Origin of the sequence: Nitrosopumilus sp. b3 (assembly GCF_014078525.1) — an archaeon.
Classification (GTDB): Archaea; Thermoproteota; Nitrososphaeria; order Nitrososphaerales; family Nitrosopumilaceae; genus Nitrosopumilus.
Genome location: NZ_MU078697.1, coordinates 32505 through 52703 on the forward strand (window position 1 = coordinate 32505; position 20199 = coordinate 52703).

19 protein-coding genes and 1 tRNA gene are annotated in these 20199 nt (G+C 33.8%); 11 read left to right on the forward strand and 9 right to left on the reverse strand.

From position 1 onward, the window contains the following. Positions 1–11: 11 nt before the first annotated feature. A complete protein-coding gene (locus C6990_RS09505) occupies positions 12–395 on the reverse strand; it encodes an ArsR/SmtB family transcription factor (protein ID WP_182130784.1) in 384 nt (127 codons plus the stop codon). 104 nt (positions 396–499) lie between these two features. Between C6990_RS09505 and C6990_RS09510 the strand changes: the two genes are divergently transcribed. The 3 genes from C6990_RS09510 to C6990_RS09520 are packed head-to-tail and all read left to right on the forward strand — an operon-like array spanning position 500 to position 3115. After that, positions 500–1225, forward strand: a complete 726-nt coding sequence (locus tag C6990_RS09510; protein ID WP_182130785.1) for an archaeal proteasome endopeptidase complex subunit alpha — start codon at positions 500–502, stop codon at positions 1223–1225. 49 nt (positions 1226–1274) lie between these two features. Further along, positions 1275–1964: a class I SAM-dependent methyltransferase gene (locus tag C6990_RS09515; RefSeq protein ID WP_182130786.1), complete on the forward strand. Its 690-nt coding sequence runs from the start codon at positions 1275–1277 to the stop codon at positions 1962–1964. Next, positions 1961–3115, forward strand: a complete 1155-nt coding sequence (locus C6990_RS09520; protein WP_182130788.1) for an MFS transporter — start codon at positions 1961–1963, stop codon at positions 3113–3115. Before C6990_RS09515 ends, C6990_RS09520 begins: the two co-directional genes overlap by 4 nt. Here C6990_RS09520 and C6990_RS09525 read toward each other — a convergent pair. Beyond that, positions 3112–3426 carry a P-II family nitrogen regulator gene (locus tag C6990_RS09525; RefSeq protein ID WP_182130790.1) on the reverse strand — a complete coding sequence of 105 codons (315 nt, stop codon included), beginning with the start codon at positions 3424–3426 and terminating at the stop codon, positions 3112–3114. The two genes, C6990_RS09520 and C6990_RS09525, sit on opposite strands and share 4 nt — an antisense overlap. A gap of 129 nt (positions 3427–3555) precedes the next feature. Here C6990_RS09525 and C6990_RS09530 point away from each other — a divergent pair, with 129 nt between their 5' ends. Then, positions 3556–3900 (forward strand): Sec-independent protein translocase subunit TatA/TatB, encoded by a 345-nt coding sequence (locus C6990_RS09530; RefSeq protein WP_182130792.1) that lies wholly within the window; start codon positions 3556–3558, stop codon positions 3898–3900. Here the strand turns inward: C6990_RS09530 and C6990_RS09535 are convergent, their stop codons facing one another. Continuing rightward, complete coding sequence (locus C6990_RS09535) at positions 3901–4677, reverse strand: DNA-methyltransferase (RefSeq protein WP_182130794.1); 777 nt, start codon at positions 4675–4677, stop codon at positions 3901–3903. 95 nt (positions 4678–4772) lie between these two features. On the opposite strand from C6990_RS09535, the gene C6990_RS09540 reads away from it, so the two are divergent. From C6990_RS09540 to C6990_RS09560, 5 genes are all read left to right on the forward strand, one after another. Further along, entirely contained in the window at positions 4773–7283 is a 2511-nt protein-coding gene (locus tag C6990_RS09540; RefSeq protein ID WP_182130796.1) for a DEAD/DEAH box helicase, read from the forward strand. Positions 7284–7325: 42 nt separating this feature from the next. Then, entirely contained in the window at positions 7326–8156 is an 831-nt protein-coding gene (locus C6990_RS09545) for an SDR family oxidoreductase (RefSeq protein ID WP_182130798.1), read from the forward strand. Positions 8157–8233: 77 nt separating this feature from the next. Next, complete coding sequence (locus C6990_RS09550) at positions 8234–9895, forward strand: DNA topoisomerase I (RefSeq protein ID WP_182130800.1); 1662 nt, start codon at positions 8234–8236, stop codon at positions 9893–9895. Positions 9896–9966: 71 nt separating this feature from the next. Beyond that, positions 9967–10081 (forward strand) — tRNA-Met (locus C6990_RS09555). Between the two features lie 528 nt (positions 10082–10609). After that, on the forward strand, positions 10610–13729 hold the full coding sequence (locus tag C6990_RS09560) for a coiled-coil domain-containing protein (RefSeq protein WP_182130802.1): 3120 nt from the start codon (positions 10610–10612) through the stop codon (positions 13727–13729). Positions 13730–13825: 96 nt separating this feature from the next. Here the strand turns inward: C6990_RS09560 and C6990_RS09565 are convergent, their stop codons facing one another. After that, positions 13826–13969, reverse strand: coding sequence for a hypothetical protein (locus tag C6990_RS09565; protein WP_182130804.1), 144 nt, complete (start codon positions 13967–13969; stop codon positions 13826–13828). 152 nt (positions 13970–14121) lie between these two features. On the opposite strand from C6990_RS09565, the gene C6990_RS09570 reads away from it, so the two are divergent. Continuing rightward, on the forward strand, positions 14122–14517 hold the full coding sequence (locus C6990_RS09570) for a hypothetical protein (protein ID WP_182130806.1): 396 nt from the start codon (positions 14122–14124) through the stop codon (positions 14515–14517). Between the two features lie 78 nt (positions 14518–14595). On the opposite strand, the gene C6990_RS09575 is transcribed toward C6990_RS09570, so the two are convergent. Further along, positions 14596–15114: a hypothetical protein gene (locus C6990_RS09575; RefSeq protein WP_255465406.1), complete on the reverse strand. Its 519-nt coding sequence runs from the start codon at positions 15112–15114 to the stop codon at positions 14596–14598. A gap of 245 nt (positions 15115–15359) precedes the next feature. Between C6990_RS09575 and C6990_RS09580 the strand changes: the two genes are divergently transcribed. Continuing rightward, on the forward strand, positions 15360–16232 hold the full coding sequence (locus tag C6990_RS09580) for a proline dehydrogenase family protein (protein ID WP_255465407.1): 873 nt from the start codon (positions 15360–15362) through the stop codon (positions 16230–16232). On the opposite strand, the gene C6990_RS09585 is transcribed toward C6990_RS09580, so the two are convergent. The 4 genes from C6990_RS09585 to C6990_RS09600 all read right to left on the reverse strand — a co-directional run bounded on the left by C6990_RS09585 (position 16214) and on the right by C6990_RS09600 (position 20152). Next, positions 16214–17785, reverse strand: a complete 1572-nt coding sequence (locus C6990_RS09585; RefSeq protein WP_182130810.1) for an aldehyde dehydrogenase family protein — start codon at positions 17783–17785, stop codon at positions 16214–16216. The genes C6990_RS09580 and C6990_RS09585 overlap by 19 nt on opposite strands. Beyond that, positions 17782–18633 (reverse strand): agmatinase, encoded by an 852-nt coding sequence (speB, locus tag C6990_RS09590; RefSeq protein ID WP_182130812.1) that lies wholly within the window; start codon positions 18631–18633, stop codon positions 17782–17784. Before speB ends, C6990_RS09585 begins: the two co-directional genes overlap by 4 nt. Before the next feature lie 121 nt (positions 18634–18754). Then, positions 18755–19318, reverse strand: coding sequence for a hypothetical protein (locus tag C6990_RS09595; protein ID WP_182130814.1), 564 nt, complete (start codon positions 19316–19318; stop codon positions 18755–18757). A gap of 483 nt (positions 19319–19801) precedes the next feature. Then, entirely contained in the window at positions 19802–20152 is a 351-nt protein-coding gene (locus C6990_RS09600; protein ID WP_048115443.1) for a winged helix-turn-helix domain-containing protein, read from the reverse strand. Positions 20153–20199 lie beyond the last annotated feature (47 nt).

Here is a 20199-nt window from a genome sequence, read left to right on the forward strand (position 1 = left end):
CAAATGATGAATTAGATGTAAATTTTTTTGTGATTCAGTTTTCTATCTAGTTTATCGATTGCCTCTTCCAATGTATGGATGTTTAATTCGAGAAAATTTGATAGGTGATAAATCACTCCATATTTTTCTCCGATTTTTGAAACCATGTTATTTTTTTCTAATACTTTCATATGATGCTGAACTGCCTTGTAATCAAGATCAAGTGCTTGTGCCAATTGATGAGTATTGTATGGTTTTTCAAGCAAATGAATGACAATTCTTAATCGGGTAAATCCCCCTCTTGTGCTTGTAAATAAATAAAGAAGTAATTTTCGAGTTTGCTTGTCGGGTTTTCTTTGTTGGAGAACTTGCTTTGATCTGATAATTTCTTTGAATTCCAGGAGCTGGTTTGTCATCAATAGAAAATAGAGATTTTTGCTTAAAACCCTATTTCCAGATCTTTTCCATATTCAGGCAAGACAATTACCCTTAAATTGACTGAGAATAGACTCGTGATATCATGATGGCATCACGTGGTTACGATATGACTCCAACCATGTATTCTCCAGACGGCAGAATTTACCAAGTAGAGTATGCAATTGAGACCGTAAAAAGAGGGACAATCGCAATTGGCATCCTCAGCAAGGAAGGAGTTATTTTAGCAGTAGAGGAAAAACCACGTCCATTACAAACTAAAAATATCACACAGAAAATTTTTCAAGTCGATTATCATATAGGAGTTGCAGCAGCAGGATACATTCCTGATGCACGTGTTCAAGTAGACAGTGCAAGATTCTTTTCACAAGGAAATAGAATGACATATGATGAATCAGTCGAAGTTTCAACAGTTGCAAAACATTTAGCTGATCAAGCACATCAATTCACACAATATGGCGGAGTACGTCCAAATGGAGTGTCAATGATCATTGCAGGGATTGATCAAAAAGGAGAATCAATCTATGTCACAGATCCAAGTGGAACTTATTTACAATATTCAGCAGTTGCAATAGGTGCAGGTGCAGAAGATGTTAATGAATTTTTAGAAAAATTCTATAACGAAGACATGAATTTGGAAGACGCTGCAACATTAGCTATTGCAGCAATTAATCTAAAGTCTGAACAAAAAGATGGTGCAAATAATGTAAAGATGGCAAAGATAACTGCAGAATCTAAAGTTTTTGAGAAAATTTCTGATTCAGATGTAGAAAACTATTCAAAAAACGCATCAAAATTTAGCACTCAATAGAAGTTTTAGATTTGAAAACTATTCAAACAGATTTACTGAGACGATAATCATGGGTTTAGGAAGTTATTGGGGAGAAGTAATGGAAGTACTTCGAGAAATCATTCCAGTTTATGATAAAGTAAATTCCATTATTTCTTTGGGAAAAGATGTTGAACACAGGAATCGAGGAATTTCAGGAAGAGTGCTTCCAGGAAACAAGATTCTTGATGCAGGCTCTGGTTTTGGTAACATGTCAAAGACTGCAATGAAATTAACGGACGGTAAAATTTCAATCACACTATATGATCCGCTTGTCCCTATGTTAAAAAATACAAGCAGTCATTTTGACAAATCTCCAGACATGGCAAATGGAGTATTTGAACACATCCCGTTTAGAGATGAGGAATTTGATGCTGTTTTGTGTGGATATTCTTTAAGGGATGCAATCAATTTGAGAATTGCAATTTCAGAAATTCACAGAGTTTTAAAAAAAGAAGGAAGATTTGTAATTGTAGATTTAGGAAAACCAGATGATGCATTCATCAGAGCAGGGGTTTCATTTTATCTGAGATGTATTCTACCAATTCTTGCATTTATTGCGGGTGGAAGATTGGGATTAAAGTTTGGAACATTATATGGAACATTCAAGAGATGGCCTGCAAACAAAAAACTCGAAGGATTAATTCTAGAAAAATTTTCCAGAGTTGAATTTGAAAAAGATCTCATGGGCGGGGCAATAATGGTTGCAGCATACAAATGAACAGAGTATTAATTTTAGTAAACATCACAGGTCTAATAATCGGAATTTCATATGGGCTTCACGGTCCAATCTTACCAGTTTTTGCAAAGAATGTCATAGGTGCAACATATTCAGAACTTGGGTTAATCGGACTAACAAATTTCATTCCTTACATGTTCATTCCATTGTTTGTAGGAATTCTACTTGATAGAATTAACAATGGACATTTACTTGCAGTAGGTGCTGCAATGAATTCAGCATCAATCTATCTTTTATCTGTCGCACAATCAGTTCCTGAGATAATGGGATTTCGTGTAATGACAGGAATTGCTCACGCATTTTTTTGGCCGCCATGTGAATCCATAATATCTAATGAAAGTTCGGAGAAGGACAGAGTCAGAAATATTTCTTGGTTTACAATGTTTTTCGTAATTGGATTTATGGTAGGCCCACTACTTGGAACCGCATTCCTTGAAGGCCTAGACATCACATATAGAATTCTATTCCAAATTGCAGCATTTATTCTGGCAGCAGGAATAATTACTGCGCTTTTAGCCTCAAGAAAAAGGGTTAGAAATCACCATGAAGGATTTTCTTTTTCATCAATTAAACAAATGAAGAAATTTCCCGAAGTCATAATTTTGTTGATTTTTTGTACATCCTCATTTGGAATAATTCTCACTATTTTTCCTGCATTTCTAAATGACAGAGGGATGACGGCATCTGATATTCTATTGTTGTATTTTGTTTTTGGAATATCAAGAGTTGTATCTCTAGCACTAGCAGGGAAGTTTGCAAGAAATACCAGTCACACTTTGATTGCAGGAACTATTGCAGTATCAATGGGATTGGCAATATCAATTTATGCTGAATCAATCATCACTTTTGGAATTGCATTAGTTTTGATGGGGTTTGGATTTAGTATTTTCTTCCCACTTACATTGGAAATAATTTTGAGTAAGACAAGAAAAGCAATATCAGGGAAAATAATTGGTGCTTATGAAACTATTTTCGGAATGGGATGGGCAATAGGACCTACAATTGGAGGACCAATATCACAATCATTTGGAAATGAAATACCATATGCCCTATTTTGTATAATAGGAATAGGAGTAGCGGTATTTGCAATAATATCTAGAAAGAAATTAGAACCGCAAAGAGTTTTGAATTAGATATCCATTGTTCCGCGTTTTTTGGTGCAGATATCAAGTGCGTCACAAACGTCTGTAACGAATACTTTGCCATCACCTTTGGTTCCGGTACATGCAACATTTGCAATTGCATCTATCACATCATCGAGTTTAGGATCATCGACTACACAAATTATCATATCTCTGCTAAAATATTGTCCAACTAAAGGAGGATCTTGTGCGCCTTGACCTTGAACTTGATGAGTAGTTACACCGCCAACACCAACTTTTTTGATTGCAGCAACTACTGCATCTTTTACGCCAGATTGAACTATTGCTTCAACTTTTTTCATAATAGTTAACAGGTTTGAATTTATTTAAATCAATAAGTGCTTCTCATATATGATATTCAATAAAAATATCCATTTCTAGGCATGAATCCACAACATTACGTTTAATTTCAAATTTTCACATATCAGAATATGTTAGAACATTCACTAAATGTAGGAGGAAGTGAATGGCTAATCATAATTTTTGTAGCACTTGTATTAATTTTGGGAACAGGCAAGCTTCCAGGAACAGCCAGAAAACTAGGAAAAGCAGTCAATGAATACAACAAAGCAAAAAATGAAATCCAAGATCAGATGAAGAGCGTTACCGAAGATACACCAAAAATTTCAGGACCTGTGGAAACAGAAAGAGAAAAGTTAGAAATGATTGCAAGATCTGCAGGAGTCAAAGTTGAAGGTAAGACAGATGAAGAGATTCGAAAAAATATAGCAGAAAAAATTGGTCAAAAAAGAACAGATGAACCTGAAAAAAAATAATTATTTTGAATCTTTAATTCTATACATGTTTTTATCAAGTCGTTTTTTGGCAAATTTGTAGTAATCAGAAACAATTTCAAAACCAAGGTACTGTCGATTAAGTGACTTACTTACCACTGCAACTTGTCCTGAACCAAGGAATGGATCAAAAACAACATCTTTTTTTTCACTAGAGTATTCCAATAGTTTTTGAATTAATTCTGACGGAAGTTTAGTGGGTGTTTTTTCATCTCCAGTCCAATACTCCCTTTTGATGTCCCAAACATCTTCTTTATCTTTATAATGAAGACTACGACCATCTTTTGTTTTTTCATCTTTGCCAAATCTAGTAAAGGGAAAGAATTTTCGTTTCTTGTCATCTTTGCAAACATAAAGACAATGATAATGTGAGGTAACAAATTTTCTTTTTGTCACTACACCAAATTGATATTTCCAAATTATATGATTTATAGTTGTAAATCCAACGTCATCTAATGCCCTGAGAATGTCTTTAAGATTATTCCATCCAGAAAAAATATACATGCTACCGGAATCTTTGAGGATTCGAAAGACCTCACTCATCCATGCAAAGGTGAAATCATAGTAATCCTTTACTTTGATTTCATTGTAACCAGATAATACACGCGATGAAGTTCTATTGTAGTTTGCTTTTTTAGCCTTAAAATTTATTGCAAATGGGGGATCAGTAATTACAAGATCAATCTTGTTCTTAGGAATTAAGTTCATTCCCTCAATACAGTTCATGTTGTAAATTTTGTTGATTTCAATTTTTTTCATTTTTAAATTCAACACTATTTCCTAGCTTAATAATGTCATGGGTCCGAAGTAATGATTAAACAATAAATCACCAATCAAGTGATATCAATTAGATCTTGAAATTCTCATGTCCAAAATGCAAATCAAAGATAGAGATACAAAAAACATTTAACAAAAAAATGCATGTTTCTTGTGGAAAATGTGGTATAGAGGATCTGCTTGAATTTTCAAAAAACATAGACGAGGTATTTCTTGAATTTCTCTCACGTTTTGATAAAGGTCTAGTCACAAGTGTAGGACTATCAGAAGAGTTAAAGGATGAAGGGATCATCAGGACAGAAAATGAAATCAAAAAGATGATAGGAAATAACAATCCAGACAAAATTACAGAAGAGATTCTATTTTCAAAGAAGGACTATATTTCAGAATACAAAGTTTTGAAGAATCCCGAGCCTAAAATGGGCTCTAAAATTGAAGAGATGGGATTAGATGAATCAATTTCTGAGCATCTCAAAGAATTAAAAATTGAAAAATTTTACAAATTTCAAGAAGAAGCAATTCAAGAAATCACATTTGGTGAAAATGTTGTAATTGAGGCACCAACTGCATCTGGAAAAACAGAAGCTTTCTTGATTCCAGTTATTCAAAGAATAAAAAAAGAGGCAAACGAAGGAAATGTTTTTGCAATTTTTGTATATCCAACAAAAGCTTTAGCACGAGACCAATTCCCAAAAATTCAAAAATTTGCAGAAAAAATAGGAGTAGATGTCAGAGTTTTTGATGGAGATACCAAAGTTGGAGACAGACGAGACACTATTGAGAATCCACCTCAGATTTTAGTTACAAATTTTGATGTATTGCATTACCATATGTGGCATCAAACAAAATTTTCATCTCTTCTATCATCTACCAAAATTTTAATTGTAGATGAAGCACATGTGTATTCAGGAATTTTTGGTTCCAATGTACACTATATCATAAAAAGACTCAAAAGAATTTGCAGCAACAAGTTACAATTTGTTGCAGCATCAGCTACATTAGATGATGCAAAGAAATTTTGTGAGAAATTATTTGGTGAGAAAATGCAGATAATTTATGGTTCTGGAAAAAAAGGTCAAACAGATTTTGTGATGTTATTTCCATCTCTTAGAACTCAAAGAAAACTCATGGTAGAACTGACAAAGAAATTAACTGAAAAAAATCACAAGACCATGGTCTTTAACAACTCTCACCTTAACTCCGAACTATTAGCAATTCAAGCAAAAAAGCAAAAAGTAAACATCAAAGTTCATCGAGCAGGACTAATGGCAAATTATAGGGCTTCAGTAGAAAAGCAGTTCAAAGATGATAAATTACAAGCTATTTCTTGTACTCCAACCCTTGAATTAGGCATAGATGTGGGAAATGTGGATTGTGTGATTTCATCTACCATTCCTGTCAATAGATTAATCCAAAGAATTGGAAGAGCAGCTAGAAAGGGGCAAAGAGGTTACGCGTTTTTGGCATTAGGAAATGATCCAATATCTCAATATTACAAAAATCATCCTGATGATTATTTTGAAGATGTTGAGAAAACTTACATTGATCCAAAAAATCCATTCGTGGAAGAATTTCAAGTATTGGCAATGGCATGCGATAGGCCAATATCAAAACATGAATTAAAAGAGCATCAAGAAATCATAGAACATCACATCATCAAAGAAAATCTGAAAATGTTTAACAACAGAATTGTTCCCAATTTTGATAAAATTAATTCCATGTTAAACGAATACAGTATTAGAGGAATAGGAAAATCCATTGACATATTTCTATCAGATAGAAAAGTTGGAGACAGAGTGCTACCAATTGCACTAGAGGAATTGCACAAAGATGCAATCTATTTTTTAGCAGGTATCCGCTATAGGGTAAAAGAATTTGATTATCCTAAAAAAAATCTTGCAAAACTAGAAAAAATTTCAAGAGACTATCCATACTATACAAAATCATTAACTGAAGAATGGCCAACTATAGAAACTGTTTTCGAGAAAAGAGTTGCAAATGGAGTAGAAGTTGCATTTTGCAAATTACATATTCAAAAGAAAGTTTACGGATATGTCAATATCGAATTAGGACAGGAAATTACTCAAGGAGAAAAAGTGATGTTAGATAATCCATTAGAGTATGATTTTATAACCAAAGGCATAGTCTTTCATGCGCCAAGACCTCTCAAAGTAATAGAAAAAGCAGAGGATGAAGATTATGCCGAAGCCAGTGGATACCATGCAACAGAGCATGTTGTAATTGAAGGAAGTAACATGATAACAGGAGGTGTTTCTCAAGACCTAGGAGGGATATCATTGGGCACTTCAGGTTTGATATTCATCTATGATGGAGCCATTGGAGGAAGTGGTGCAAGTAAGGCATTGTACGACAGATTTGAGAAAGCCCTAGAGAGAAGTATGCACATCGTAAAGGAGTGCCCATGCAAAAATGAGTCAGGATGTCCACGATGTACGTTCTCATATAGATGTGGAAACAATAATGAATTTCTTCACAAATATTCGGCATTGGAAATTCTTGAGAGAATAAACAAAGGAGAGAAGACAGAATTAGTAGATCCCACTGAAGGGGACAGACCACTAGTATGACAAATCAAAATGGGATAAATAGACCAAAAATCTAGCAGTTATATGGAAAAAGTAGCTCTGGTTACTGGCAGTTCTTCAGGTATTGGATTAGAAGCTTCATTAGCACTTGCAAGAGATGGATACAAAACTTTTGCAAGCATGAGAGATACAAAAAAAGGAATCGAGTTAGAGCAAGCTGCAAAAAAAGAAAACCTTTCAATTGAAATTATAGAGTTAGATGTAGACAAAGAAGAATCAATAATTTCTGCAATAGAGAAAATAATTTCAGATTCTCAAAGATTAGATGTTCTAGTCAATAATGCAGGATATGGTCAGTTTGGTTGCACAGAAGATGTATCTGTTGATGATTTTAGAAAACAGTTTGAAACTAATTTCTTTAGCATTGTAAGAATAATTCAAGAGGTTGCTCCAATTATGAGAAAACAAAAGTCAGGAAACATCATAAACATCAGTTCAGTCGCAGGAAGAATGGGCCTTCCAGGATCACCTGCATATATTAGTTCAAAATTTGCATTAGAAGGACTAGGAGAATGTCTGAGATACGAGCTTGGACAGTTTGGAATAAAGACTACTTTGATTGAACCAGGAGTGATTAAAACAAACTTTTTTGAATCAATGAAGATTCCAGATTCAAAAAAAGATCCTAAATACAAAGAGATCACGGATCATATTCTCTCTGGATTAAAGATGATGGTACAGATGGGAACACCCCCTTCTGAAGTTGCCAAAGTAATCATCAAAGCAATTCACGATGATGAAATGCTTCCTAGATACATTGTAGGTACTGATGCTGCTATGTTCATGGAAGCAAAAAAGATGAAAACAGACATCGAATTTGAGAAATATCTCAGCAAAGAGCTATTTCCAGGCTGAAATAGCACTTGTACGTTAAATTGATATACACATAGAATAGAGTTTTCATCAAAGTCCGCAATTTTAAAGTGAAAAAAATGAAATGGAAAACGCTACAACATAATGGAATCTTATTCCCACCTGAATATGAGGCGCAGGGATTTACAATAAAGATCAAAGGTGAAACAGTATCACTTGATGCCAATCAAGAGGAGATGGCATATCAATGGGCAAAAAAGAAAGACACACCATATGCTCAGGACAAGGTTTTTCAAAAAAATTTTACAGCAGATTTTGTTAAAACTCTAGATCCTAAATTTAAAAAAATCTCTTATGATGACATTGATTTTTCAAATGCCTACAAAATTGTCGACAAGGAAAAAGATCTCAAAGAGATGATGACTAAAGAGGAGAAAAAAGCACTTGCTGCAAAAAGAAAGGAGTTGCGAGAAAAATTGAAATCAAAATATGGAATTGCCATAATGGATGGCAAAGAAGTCGAAGTAGGAAACTACATGGCAGAGCCCCCTGGAATCTTTATTGGAAGAGGGGAGCATCCAATTCGAGGAAGATGGAAGCCACGAGTAACTGCAAAAGATGTCACACTAAATCTAGGGAAAGAAGCCAAAGTACCTGAAGGCAATTGGGGAAAGATAATTCATGATAAAGACTCTATGTGGCTTGCAAGCTGGATGGATTTTCTCACACAAAAAAGGAAATACGTATGGCTTGCTGATACTGCAGGACTAAAGCAAGACAGAGATAAAGAAAAGTACGAAAAGGCAGTAAAGCTTGCAAAAGAGATTGACAAAATTAAAGATAGAATTGTCATAGACATGAAGAGCAAGGATCCAAAAATTAGCAGAATTGCAACTGCATGTTATTTAATTTACAGAACGGCGATGAGGGTAGGAGACGAAAAAGATCCAGACGAGGCAGATACTGTAGGTGCCACTACTCTTAGAAAAGAGCATATCAAAATTACTGCAAATACCATAGAGTTTGATTTTCTAGGTAAAGATAGTGTAAGATGGCAAGAGACAGTGGTTGCTGAAGGACATGATAAACAATTCCAAGAAAATCTAAAGAAATTAGTTGAAAAGAAAAAACCAAAAGATGAGATATTCGATGACATAACCTCAAGACACGTCAATGCATATTATTCAAGTATTGTTAAAGGACTAACTGCAAAGGTATTCAGAACATACTTGGCTACCACAGTTGTGAAAAATTATCTTGTAGAACATGACAACATGAAAGGAAAGACTGCAACTGAGAAACTATATCATGCAAAACTAGCAAACCTTGAAGCCGCTATGATGTGTAATCATAAAAGAACAATTCCAAAAACTTTCGAGCAATCATTGCAGAAGAAAAGAGACACGCTCAAAAAAGTAAAGAAAGAAGAAGTTTGGAAGAAGACTGAAGAAACACTCAAAAAAGTACAGACATCTGAACCAAAGACAGATACTCAAAAGAAGAACAAAGCAAAAAGAATCAAGACTCTAAATGAACAAATCAGAAAACAAAAGAAGAAACAGAAAGAAAGAATGCAAAAATTAGAATTGCAAATTGATTTGTCTGAAAAAACCAAAGATTACAACATTGGAACGTCTTTGAGAAATTATATCGATCCTCGTGTATTCAAGGCATGGACTGATGAGGTAGGTGCTGAATGGGAGAAATTATACACATCAGCATTACAAAAGAAATTCCTCTGGGTAAAAAATGAAAATGTAAAATGGAATGAAATAAAGTAAATTTTACACCTAAAAATTAATCAATATATTTTAGAATCATTTAATTTCCCAAATTTTTAGGCATATAGTATGCCGGGGTAGCTCAGCCTGGTTAGAGTGCCAGTTCGCTTGGTAATCTCTAACGGTTCTCCAACTAAGGCAATACTCATAATCTGGAGGTCGCGAGTTCGAAACTCGCCCCCGGCACACAAAATCCCATAACATTTAGTTCAGATTCCTAAATTTCATGTTCAAAACTATGCCAAACTATGCCATTTTTTAAAAATACGTAGTTTGAAACCCAAACAGAGAGTTCATAACTATACAAAACTAGACAGTTTTTCAGATTTCAAACTTTTAATTGTACACCACAGATGGGTTTGATGCAGATAATGATGGAATTGATTGGGAATCTTAATTTAATTCCATAAATGGTTCAAGCCTTATAGGATTCACATAGAATTTAACAATAACCTAGTCTTTTAGCCTCAATAATTCCTAGATTAGGATCTCATGATTTGTAATATGCTAGGATGCAATAGTGAAGCCTTTACACAAGTAATGTTTTATCATTTTGAAGAAGGATTTAGCAAGCCATTCTGTAAAGAAATAATGAGACTTTGCATTAACCATGCTAAGCAAATTTCAAGAGATGATTGCTCTATTAGGATTCAGGTTTTGAATTGAGTAAATATTTTCATTATCTTTAAGTAAACTTGAAAATTTTAGGAATCATTGAAAATCATTCTAGCCTTCTTTTTGATATTTGTATTACTTTTTCAGATTATAACTTTTGGTGATTTCCAAGAAGCAGATGCTCATAGAGTTGGAAATATGGCAGAGTGTGTCAAAGTCAAAGTAAAGGCGGAAGTCACTAAAATCACAATTGAAAAGATAAGAGGTTTTGATGCAAAAAAAGCAAAGTTTGATCCAGGAGTTGTATCTGAAAATCCTGGAACTGTAGAAATAGCTTATACTTTTTGGGAACCTGATCATCAAAAAGAAAAAGATGGTGTAGCTATGGATGTAATTGAACTAAAAAATTGGTATCTTAGCAAACATCAACAGGTTCCATTTTCTCCAAGTTCTAATGATAAAACTAAAGCATTTCTAATGCCAAAACATAATGTCTACCTTCATGATACATGTTGGCATGATGTAGACAAGTTAGTTGTCAATTTAGCAGCTCAATCAATTAATTCTGGTGATTCTTACAAAGTAAAATGGTATAATTCCAAATTAGGAAAATATCTTGCATCACAAGTTACTGAAAACACATTATCTACTGCCTTAAAAATTAGTCCTGCTGGTCAGGCAGTTGGAGCTGTAAAAACTTTGATAGATGCATTATTGATAAAAGGAAACGATGTTTTTGGTGCTGACTCTCGAATTTATAATATCGGTGATCAACAATTAAGAAAATATTACACGTATCAATTCCCGCTTGAGAGTAAAGATCCTACAACTAAGAAAACAAATAAAGCAATTGTAGAATTTAGAGTAGTAATTTTAGAAGTTCCTGAAAAAACTGCAGGACTTGGTTTACCTTTGGATGACAGTTATGCTATTTCATCAGATATTCCTAGTTGGATAAAACAAAATGCTGATTGGTGGGAGCAGGGGCTAATTAGTGACAAAGACTTTGCATCAGGCTTGGGTTTTATGGTAAAGGAGAGACTAATTCAAGTTGAAAATGTTGATTTTGATCCTAATGGAGATATAGAAATTTCAGATACTATTGAAATTCCTGACTGGATAAAAAATAATGCAAGATGGTGGGCAGATGGAGTAATTTCAGATAGTGATTTTAAATCTGGGATTCAACACATGGTAAAAGAAGAAGTAATTTCATTTAAAGAAAAACCAATTACCTCTACACAAAATATATCATCTGAACAAAGTCTTAAACTAAATTCGGCTAACATCAAAAATCTCTATACTCTAAACAAATTGAATGAGCTAACTGCAAATTGGCTATTAGAAATTAAAAATACAGAATCTAAATTATTTGATGAATTATCAAATGATATCTGGATGAAATATTCTGATGATAAAAACACAGATTTAATGAATAGGGCAACTGAATTAGATGCAAATCAACAAGAAGCAACTGATGATGCAAATGATCTTGTAGAAATTTTGAAAGAAATCGGGGATCTTGAAGATCTATTAGTCGATAATGCACAAGACATGGGAATAATTCAACAGGATTTGGAAGTTTCAGCGTTAGTAGCACTTGACTCTCTTGATTTGGTTAAGAGATTACAAAACATACAGGATCTTGAAGAGGGTTACAAACAAGCTGAAAAGGCACAAAAACAAACAAAGAATCTCAAAGATCAAATTGATAGTGCTGTTGAGGATAATGATGCACCTCTTTCTTCAGTAATCTATGGTATTTCTAAATTGTATTCAGGTGATTCTAATTCTCCAAAATATATTGAAATCACTGATTACGGTACAATTGTAACTGGTGATCCATGCATTAAAAATTCTTACGGAGCTCAGATTTTCTTTAAATTACAATATCCTGGAGGAATGCCATTTCACAATTATGTAATATTGGAAGTGAGACATTATTTTAATGGTTCATATGAAGACAAAAATGAAATACGTCTTCCATATGATTATAAACTTGGCATAGATATTCCAACTGACACTTTCAATACTGAATTTGGCTCATTACAAGTTGGCACTCACTCATTTGTTATAGACGATATTGTTACTATTCAAAAAGTGTCAAACAAAGATACACGAGTAGATTATACTAGTAATCCCTATTTGACCTTTGATGTTATTGTACCTCCATGTGTTGTTGATTCATCTATTGATGATGGTAGTGATTCAGCTGTAGATGATTCTGATAGATATACATTACTTGGTACTGAACGTATAAAATCATTACATGAACTTGTAGAAGAGGTTATTTTTTATTCTGATGAACTAAATAAAATAATTGATAATGGTAAAAAAACATTATCAAAACTTGATGATTCCAAAACAGATGACTACCTCCCGGGATTAGATGATGACATAGATGATGACTCTTTGCCTGGACTTGATTATGATCTAACAGAAGAAGAACTTTGGGAAATAGAATGGAGAGGTTCTACTGATGTTATGCTTACATTATTGCCTGATGCAACACCTCCTTCTGAATGCCGTGGAGATATTGTAGTTGGAGTAAACATCAAGAATATGGACTTGGTAAATTTGCATATTGCCATACCAATAGATGTAACTCTGATAGAAAAAGGACCTAGAGGTACAATATCTCATGTAATACAAGCATGGGTTGCTGAAGGAAAACTGATAATTAAAGACCCACCGCCTGGCAAGTATTACTTTGAAGTGACATCTGCGATATTACAAGATGATGTGAGACTTGATGTTTATTCAGGAAAATATGAAATATACAATTGGCCTTCCAATGTAATTACTGTTAGAGATTGCAATGAATCTGATGAAGCTATAGATTCTGAAGAATCAACATCCTCAGTAACACCTGATTCTTCATGTACTGAAGATCCTTTTGGATATGGGGAAATCAAAGTAATTGAAAAGTGGGGAAGTTATGAAGCAGACTTGCCATATTATTTCTTTAATGTTGGATGGTCACTACAACATACTAATCCAAATTATCAAAATAACGTAAACTCTATGACTGTTGATATGGATATCACTGGATTTCCAGGTGGGCCTCCATCAAAAACGGTAAGAACAAACGGAGATGGTAATCTTGAAATCACTTGGAACACTCAAAGTCCTGGAACTTATACATTCAAGATTGTAAATTTCCAAAATATGGGGTCATACTGTGGAGATGGTGATAGGATTACTGTAACAATTCCATAGATTCTACGCCTATCTGCATCCATTTTTGACCCCAAAATGGTAGCTTAGTCCCCGTGATGTGGAATCTAACAACATCCATTTTGTTCCCTTGATGGTTCAAGCCTTGCTAGATTTGCTTAATACAACATAGATGGAATCATCTTTTTCCATCTCCGTGTATACATTCATTTCCAAAATATCAAAACTATCTCCAATAATTTGCTTTAACTCATCAATTTGATATCTTGTCAGAACTTCCAATGGTGATGTAGAATTGATTTTTGAAAAAGATAGAATTCTCTTGAGAGCCTGGAGTTACGATGAGCCTATATGTATAGTTTCAAATCCCATCCCACGAGATATTCTGAATAATTGTCCCTCTAAGTGGTGATAAGAAAATAAAAACTAGACTTTTGATAATAATTCCAATAATTGTAGGACTAGCAATATCTCTTCCATTCATAATTAGTAATATGTCAGGTGGCACGCATTACACTCAAGATATTGATCCTAGAATCACTCAAGTCACAAATGGCTTTGCAATAGCATCTAACATGGATGTATACTCTATTACTGTTGAAGATGAGATGCAAGCAATAATAATTACAACGAGTAAAAACATTGATGGATTTATTCACATGGATGACCCATTGCCTATACTGCAAAAATTATTTCCTGACAAAAACATCGTCTCAATTGCAGTGTTGTCTGATGGTGTAGAGATACCCCATACATTTGAAGATGGAAAACTTGGAATGAGTGTAAATAATGCTCAAATAATTTCAATAATAGGATTCTCTAAAATATGAAAACTAGATACAAAATATGTAATTTATCTCTGAAAAAGAGTTCAATAAATTAAACAAGATAGGAATTTAATTTCAATGTTATTTTAATCCAAAAATTGGGTGCTCTTTTTTCAATTTAACTACAGGAAGATATGGAAATCCGTGTTGAAATACGTCTGTAAATTGTGCTGGAATTCCCTTATGTCCAGAATACTTTATGAATGGTTTGTCAGGTTCTTTGTCCAACTCTACATAATAAAAGCAGTATACAGTTTCAACTAATTCTATCATTGACATGTAACCTATAATCCATTTTTTTCTATGCGGAAAACACAACAGAGTCACCTTTGGATCATCAGGCCATTCAGGATCATATGTCAATCTAGCTAAATTCCCTAAATCCAATACTTTGGAAGTTTTGAATTTGTTTGAGATTTTTTTGTAGGATTTTAATGGAAAAGGCAGAGAATCTAAATGAATTATCGGAGCATGTTGAGTAGAAGAATTTATAGAATTGACAACTTTTGCAGTTTCCTTTCCTCCTTTTGGATCATATTCAATATATCTTCCATTTTCATAATCAGTGTAAAATGCAAGAATAGAATTTGATAGAACCAACCTGCAAGATAGTATCATCCTATTATTCAATTTGTGAGCATATACCCTCAAAGGGTATTCTCTGAATGCGCAAACAAATCGCGCAAAATCCAGAAAACTATTAACTTCAACAAAATGAATCTGAACCAAATCTGATTGGTTTGTAGTTTTAAACTAATTTAATTTTCCTTTCTCATCAAAATATTTCTTATCAAAATCTGTCTGGGATTCTAAAATCATATAATTATCGCCAGTCAATACTTACTGTGGTATCAGGAACTCAGTTAATGGAAAAGGTTTTGTTTAAAATAGCAAAACAATGGATTGCAGGCAATACAATAGATGATGCCCTCACATCTGCAAAAAATGCATATCAATCAGGAAGACATGCTATTGTAAACAAACTAGGCGAATATCACACTTCCAAAAAACAGATCACTATAACAGTTAACGAGTATCAAAAAATCATCAATTCCTTTAGAAAATGGAAAATTCGTGGAGCTGTATCAGTAAAACCCACACAGATAGGTCTTTCAATAAGCCAGAAAGAGTGTTATCGAAATTTTGAAAAAATTATTCTAGATGCACGCAATGCCCATGTTTTTGTCTGGCTTGATATGGAATCCTCAGAGCATACAGATGAGACCATAGAGATTTACAATAAATTTTTTTCAAAGTATGAACGACTAGGAATTGCATTACAAGCAAATCTCAAAAGAACAGAAGAGGATCTGATTGATTTGCTGCGAATTGGGGCAAAAATTCGCCTAGTGAAAGGGGCATATAGAGAAAAGGCAAGTATATCCTTCAAATCAAAAGAAGATGTGGATAAAAATTTTGTAAAACTAATGAAGATATTATTCAAGAAAGGAAATGAATTTGGAATAGCATCACATGATGGAAAAATAATAAAAAAAGCAGAGAATTTGTCAAAAAAATATCCAAAAAAATTTGAATTTCAAATGCTAAAAGGAATACGAGATGAACTCAAACCAAAACTAATCAAAAAGAAATTTGTTGTGTCAGATTACATTCCGTATGGAATTAATTGGTTACCATATTCAATTAGGAGGATCAAAGAAAGAAAAAGAAATATTTTGTTACTTGGAAGTTCATTGATTCAATCACAGCGGGTTTGAGTTTGACTGCGCATAAATTGCTGTAAATAGTTTTCACCACCTGCTCCTTTTCCAGTCGAGCCTGAATTTTTCCACCCCACAAATGGTTGACTAGAGACTAATGCTGCAGTTGTTGCACTTGCAAAACGATTAGCATACACAACACCTGCCTGAATTTTTGAGAAAAACTCTTCTAATTGTTTTTCATCATTGCTAAAAATTCCTGCAGTCAATCCGTATTCTGTTTGATTTGCAAGCTTGATTGCATCATCAAGTGTATCATATCTCTGAATACATAGAAAGGGTAAGAACAATTCCTCTTTGACAAGTTTATGATCTTCAGGTAATTTTGTAACAATTGTTGGTTCCACAAAATAGCCCTTCTCAAGTCCTGAAGAATTAAGAACTGTTCCACCTGTAAGAACCTCTCCGTCTTGCTTTGCAAGATTTACTGCATTTTCAAATTTTATTTTAGCATCATTATTGATAACAGGACCCAAGAACACATCCTTTTGCCAAGGCATTCCTATTCTTAGTTTCTTTGTTTTCTCAACTATCTTTGAAATGAATTGATCAGCGACATCATTTTGAACATAAACCCTAGAGCATGCACTGCATTTTTGTCCACCAAATCCAAAAGCAGCATTCACTACTCCTTCAGATGCCTTATCCAAATCAGCATTTTTGGTTACAATTGCCGGATTTTTTCCTCCCATTTCAGAGATGAAAGGCTTTGTAGTGGTTTTGGTGAACTCTTGGAATCCTTGCATTCCAACTTCTCTTGAACCTGTAAATGCTATTCCGTCAACATCTTTACTTTCAATCAAGGTTTTTCCTAGAGTACTACCTGAACCCGTAACAAAATTAATTGCACCATTAGGAATTTTTGAGAACAAAAAATTTACAAAATAAAAAGAGGATAGCGGTGCAGTACTTGCAGGTTTTAAAACAGCAGTATTTCCAGTAATCAATGCACCAGTAGTCATCCCTATTGCAATTGCTGAAGGAAAGTTAAACGGAGCAATAATTCCCCATACACCATATGGTTTCATCATAGTCTGAGTTTTTTCACGAGGATTTGGATGAGAAGTTTGTTTGCAAAATCCTTTGTTTTTTTCTAGCTGAAAGGCATAAAATCTCATAAAATCTATCGCCTCATCAACATCCCCCATTGCCTCAAAACGATTCTTACCGTTTTCAAAAGTCATTACTGCAGTCAAAAAGAATTTTCTTGATGAAAAATAATCAGCGCATTCTCTAAAAATTTCAGCTCGTTTTAGATATGATGTATTGCTCCATTTTTCAAATGCATTTTTTGCACTAGATATTGCATCATTTGTATCAGAAATTGTTGCTTTTGAAAATTCACCGATAGTAATTTGTGAATCTGAAGGCGAGGTTACAGAAAAAGTGTCATCAGAATAGATTTCTTGGCCATTAATTATCAACGGATATTTTTTACCAAACTCTTTTTTTGCATCATCAACTGCTTTTTCAAATTTTTCATGAAATTCATCTGTGGTGTTTTGTGAGATTGCTCTTCCCCACGTAAATTCATTTTCAAATTCAGTCAAGATGATTCTCCTGAGGAATAAAGTACTTCAGATATTATCCTAGATGCTAAATGAGAAGTTCTGTCTTTTACATCAAAACTTGGACATACTTCCATAATATCCATACCAATTATTCCTTTTTCAGCAATTCTTTGCAATAAATAGACACAATCAGTGCTGCTCAGACCCAAGGGGACAGGAACTGATACACCAGGTGCAAATGAAGGGTCTATACAATCCATATCAAAAGAGACATAGACATTTTTGCCCAATTTATTTAGAATAGAGTTTGCAATGTCTTCTATCCCTTGCTGTTGAATATCAAAAGGTGTGATTACATCAAAATTGTATTTGTTGAGATTCTCCAATTCCTCTTCTTCAGGAGTACGTATTCCTATTTGAAGACTAGACTCTATTTCAATGTGTGAAAGAACATCAGTGATTACAGAGCCATAATAGTTTCTGTACGAGCTAACAAAATCAGGATGAGCATCAAAATAAACAAGAGATATTTTCTCATTTTTGTTTGAAATCGTTTTAATAATTTCTGTAGTTATGGAATGATCACCTCCAATCGAGATTGGAATCTTTGAGGAATGAATAATTTTTTCAAATGTATCTTTAATCTGGTTTCGAGTTATATTTCCAAGATCATGCACTTTTTTTGCGGTTCCTTTCAGGGGCCTACCAATTGAGATTCTACCATTTCTTTCAAATGAATCACGCAAATTAGATATTTCACGAATTTTAAACGGAGCTTCTTCAGTTCCTTTTCTTAAAGCATGAGATTGGGATTCATCAGGAATTCCAACTATAACAAATTCAGCATCATTGAAATTTTCTATGTTAGCCCAACAAATTTTTTCCATGATTTCTCTATGAATTCATAGAATTTGTATTTTTAAAACATTGTAAAATGTACGATTTATTGATTCAAATTATTTACAAGATAGAAAAAATAAGGATTAAAAAATAAAAAATTTATTTCCCTTAACCGTTGGTTACAGGAAATATGTGTACGTGCATGCTTTCATGATTATAGATATTACCCATTCCTTTCAATGGAATATCCACTGTCGTAGTTCCAGACCAACCACTACCAATTACAGCAGTGCCTACCAAATCACCTGCACCTGCAGAAACTGATATCTTTTGGTTGACTCCTTGATTTGCTACACTAAGTTCTTTGAGTGTAACTCGAAGAGTTTTTTCGTCAACTGGATCTACATTGGATACTTTAACACCCACTACGGAAGACATTGCTTTGTAGTATGGTTCACAGTAATGTGGAGGCATATCACCACCCATGTGACATTGTTGGTGTATAGTTCCTGGACCATAGAAGACACCATGTCTACTTGGACCTCCCCCCATCATTCCACCCATGCTAGAACTAGAACTAGAATCATGACTCATTCCTCCTGAACTACTAGAACTACCCATACTCATACCAGGCATTGCATCTACTTGTGAGGAATCATAGGATAGAGCAAGTGCTCCAGAAGTAAGAACACCAGCTACAATTCCAATCAAAATTCCTTTACTTATGTTCATTAATTAAAAAAAACATCATTAAGTTATAACTTGAAAATGTAATTTTCTCATCTGACTTTCAAAATTGGGAATCGTTGTCGGAAATTGTCTACTTTTGTATTATATTATAAAAAAGAATCACACACATGAGATTACAATTAGAAGATCCAAATTTTGCAAAGAATTTTGGATTCTATGCAAAATTATCAAGAAAATGTCTTGTGTGTGAGAGTCAGAAAATATTATCAAACCAATTCGGAATCCTCTGTGAGTGTTGTGGTACTTTGTTGAGGTTTGAGTAAAAATGGCAGTAACTTGTAGAGGTGTTTGTCATAAATACAAAAGCAGTGGCGTTTCAATGCAATTCAAATATCAGGAAGGTCAGAAACGATGTAGTTTTTGTGGAATATTCATGGAGTGTAATGAAACAAGATGTCCATGTTGTCATACTAAGCTAAGAACAAAAGCCAGGAACAAGATTTCAAAAGAAAATTACAAATAAAATTACCAGTAAGCACTGATTCCCATACCGTCATTCTCTACAATTTGTACATCTAATTCTTCTAAACCAAATATAACATAGATTGACTTTAGTCTATTTTGATACAGAAAATATTTTTTGCCATCATCAGTAACAACAGAGCCTGTAACTTTTAGAATTTTGTTCTCTTCAAGTTCATTTACACGTCTATATGCAGTAGTCATTGGAATGTCACATCCTTTTACAATCTCCACCACAGATTTTGGTTGCTCTATAGTGAAATTCATTATAGTTCTAGAGTATTCATCTGATAGAGCTTTTAGAATGGCTTTTCTTAGATCAGAGTCCCTTCCTAAAATTTTGAAATCAGCCATACACTGATTTTCTCTACATCATACAATATAATCTTGATTTAAAAAAA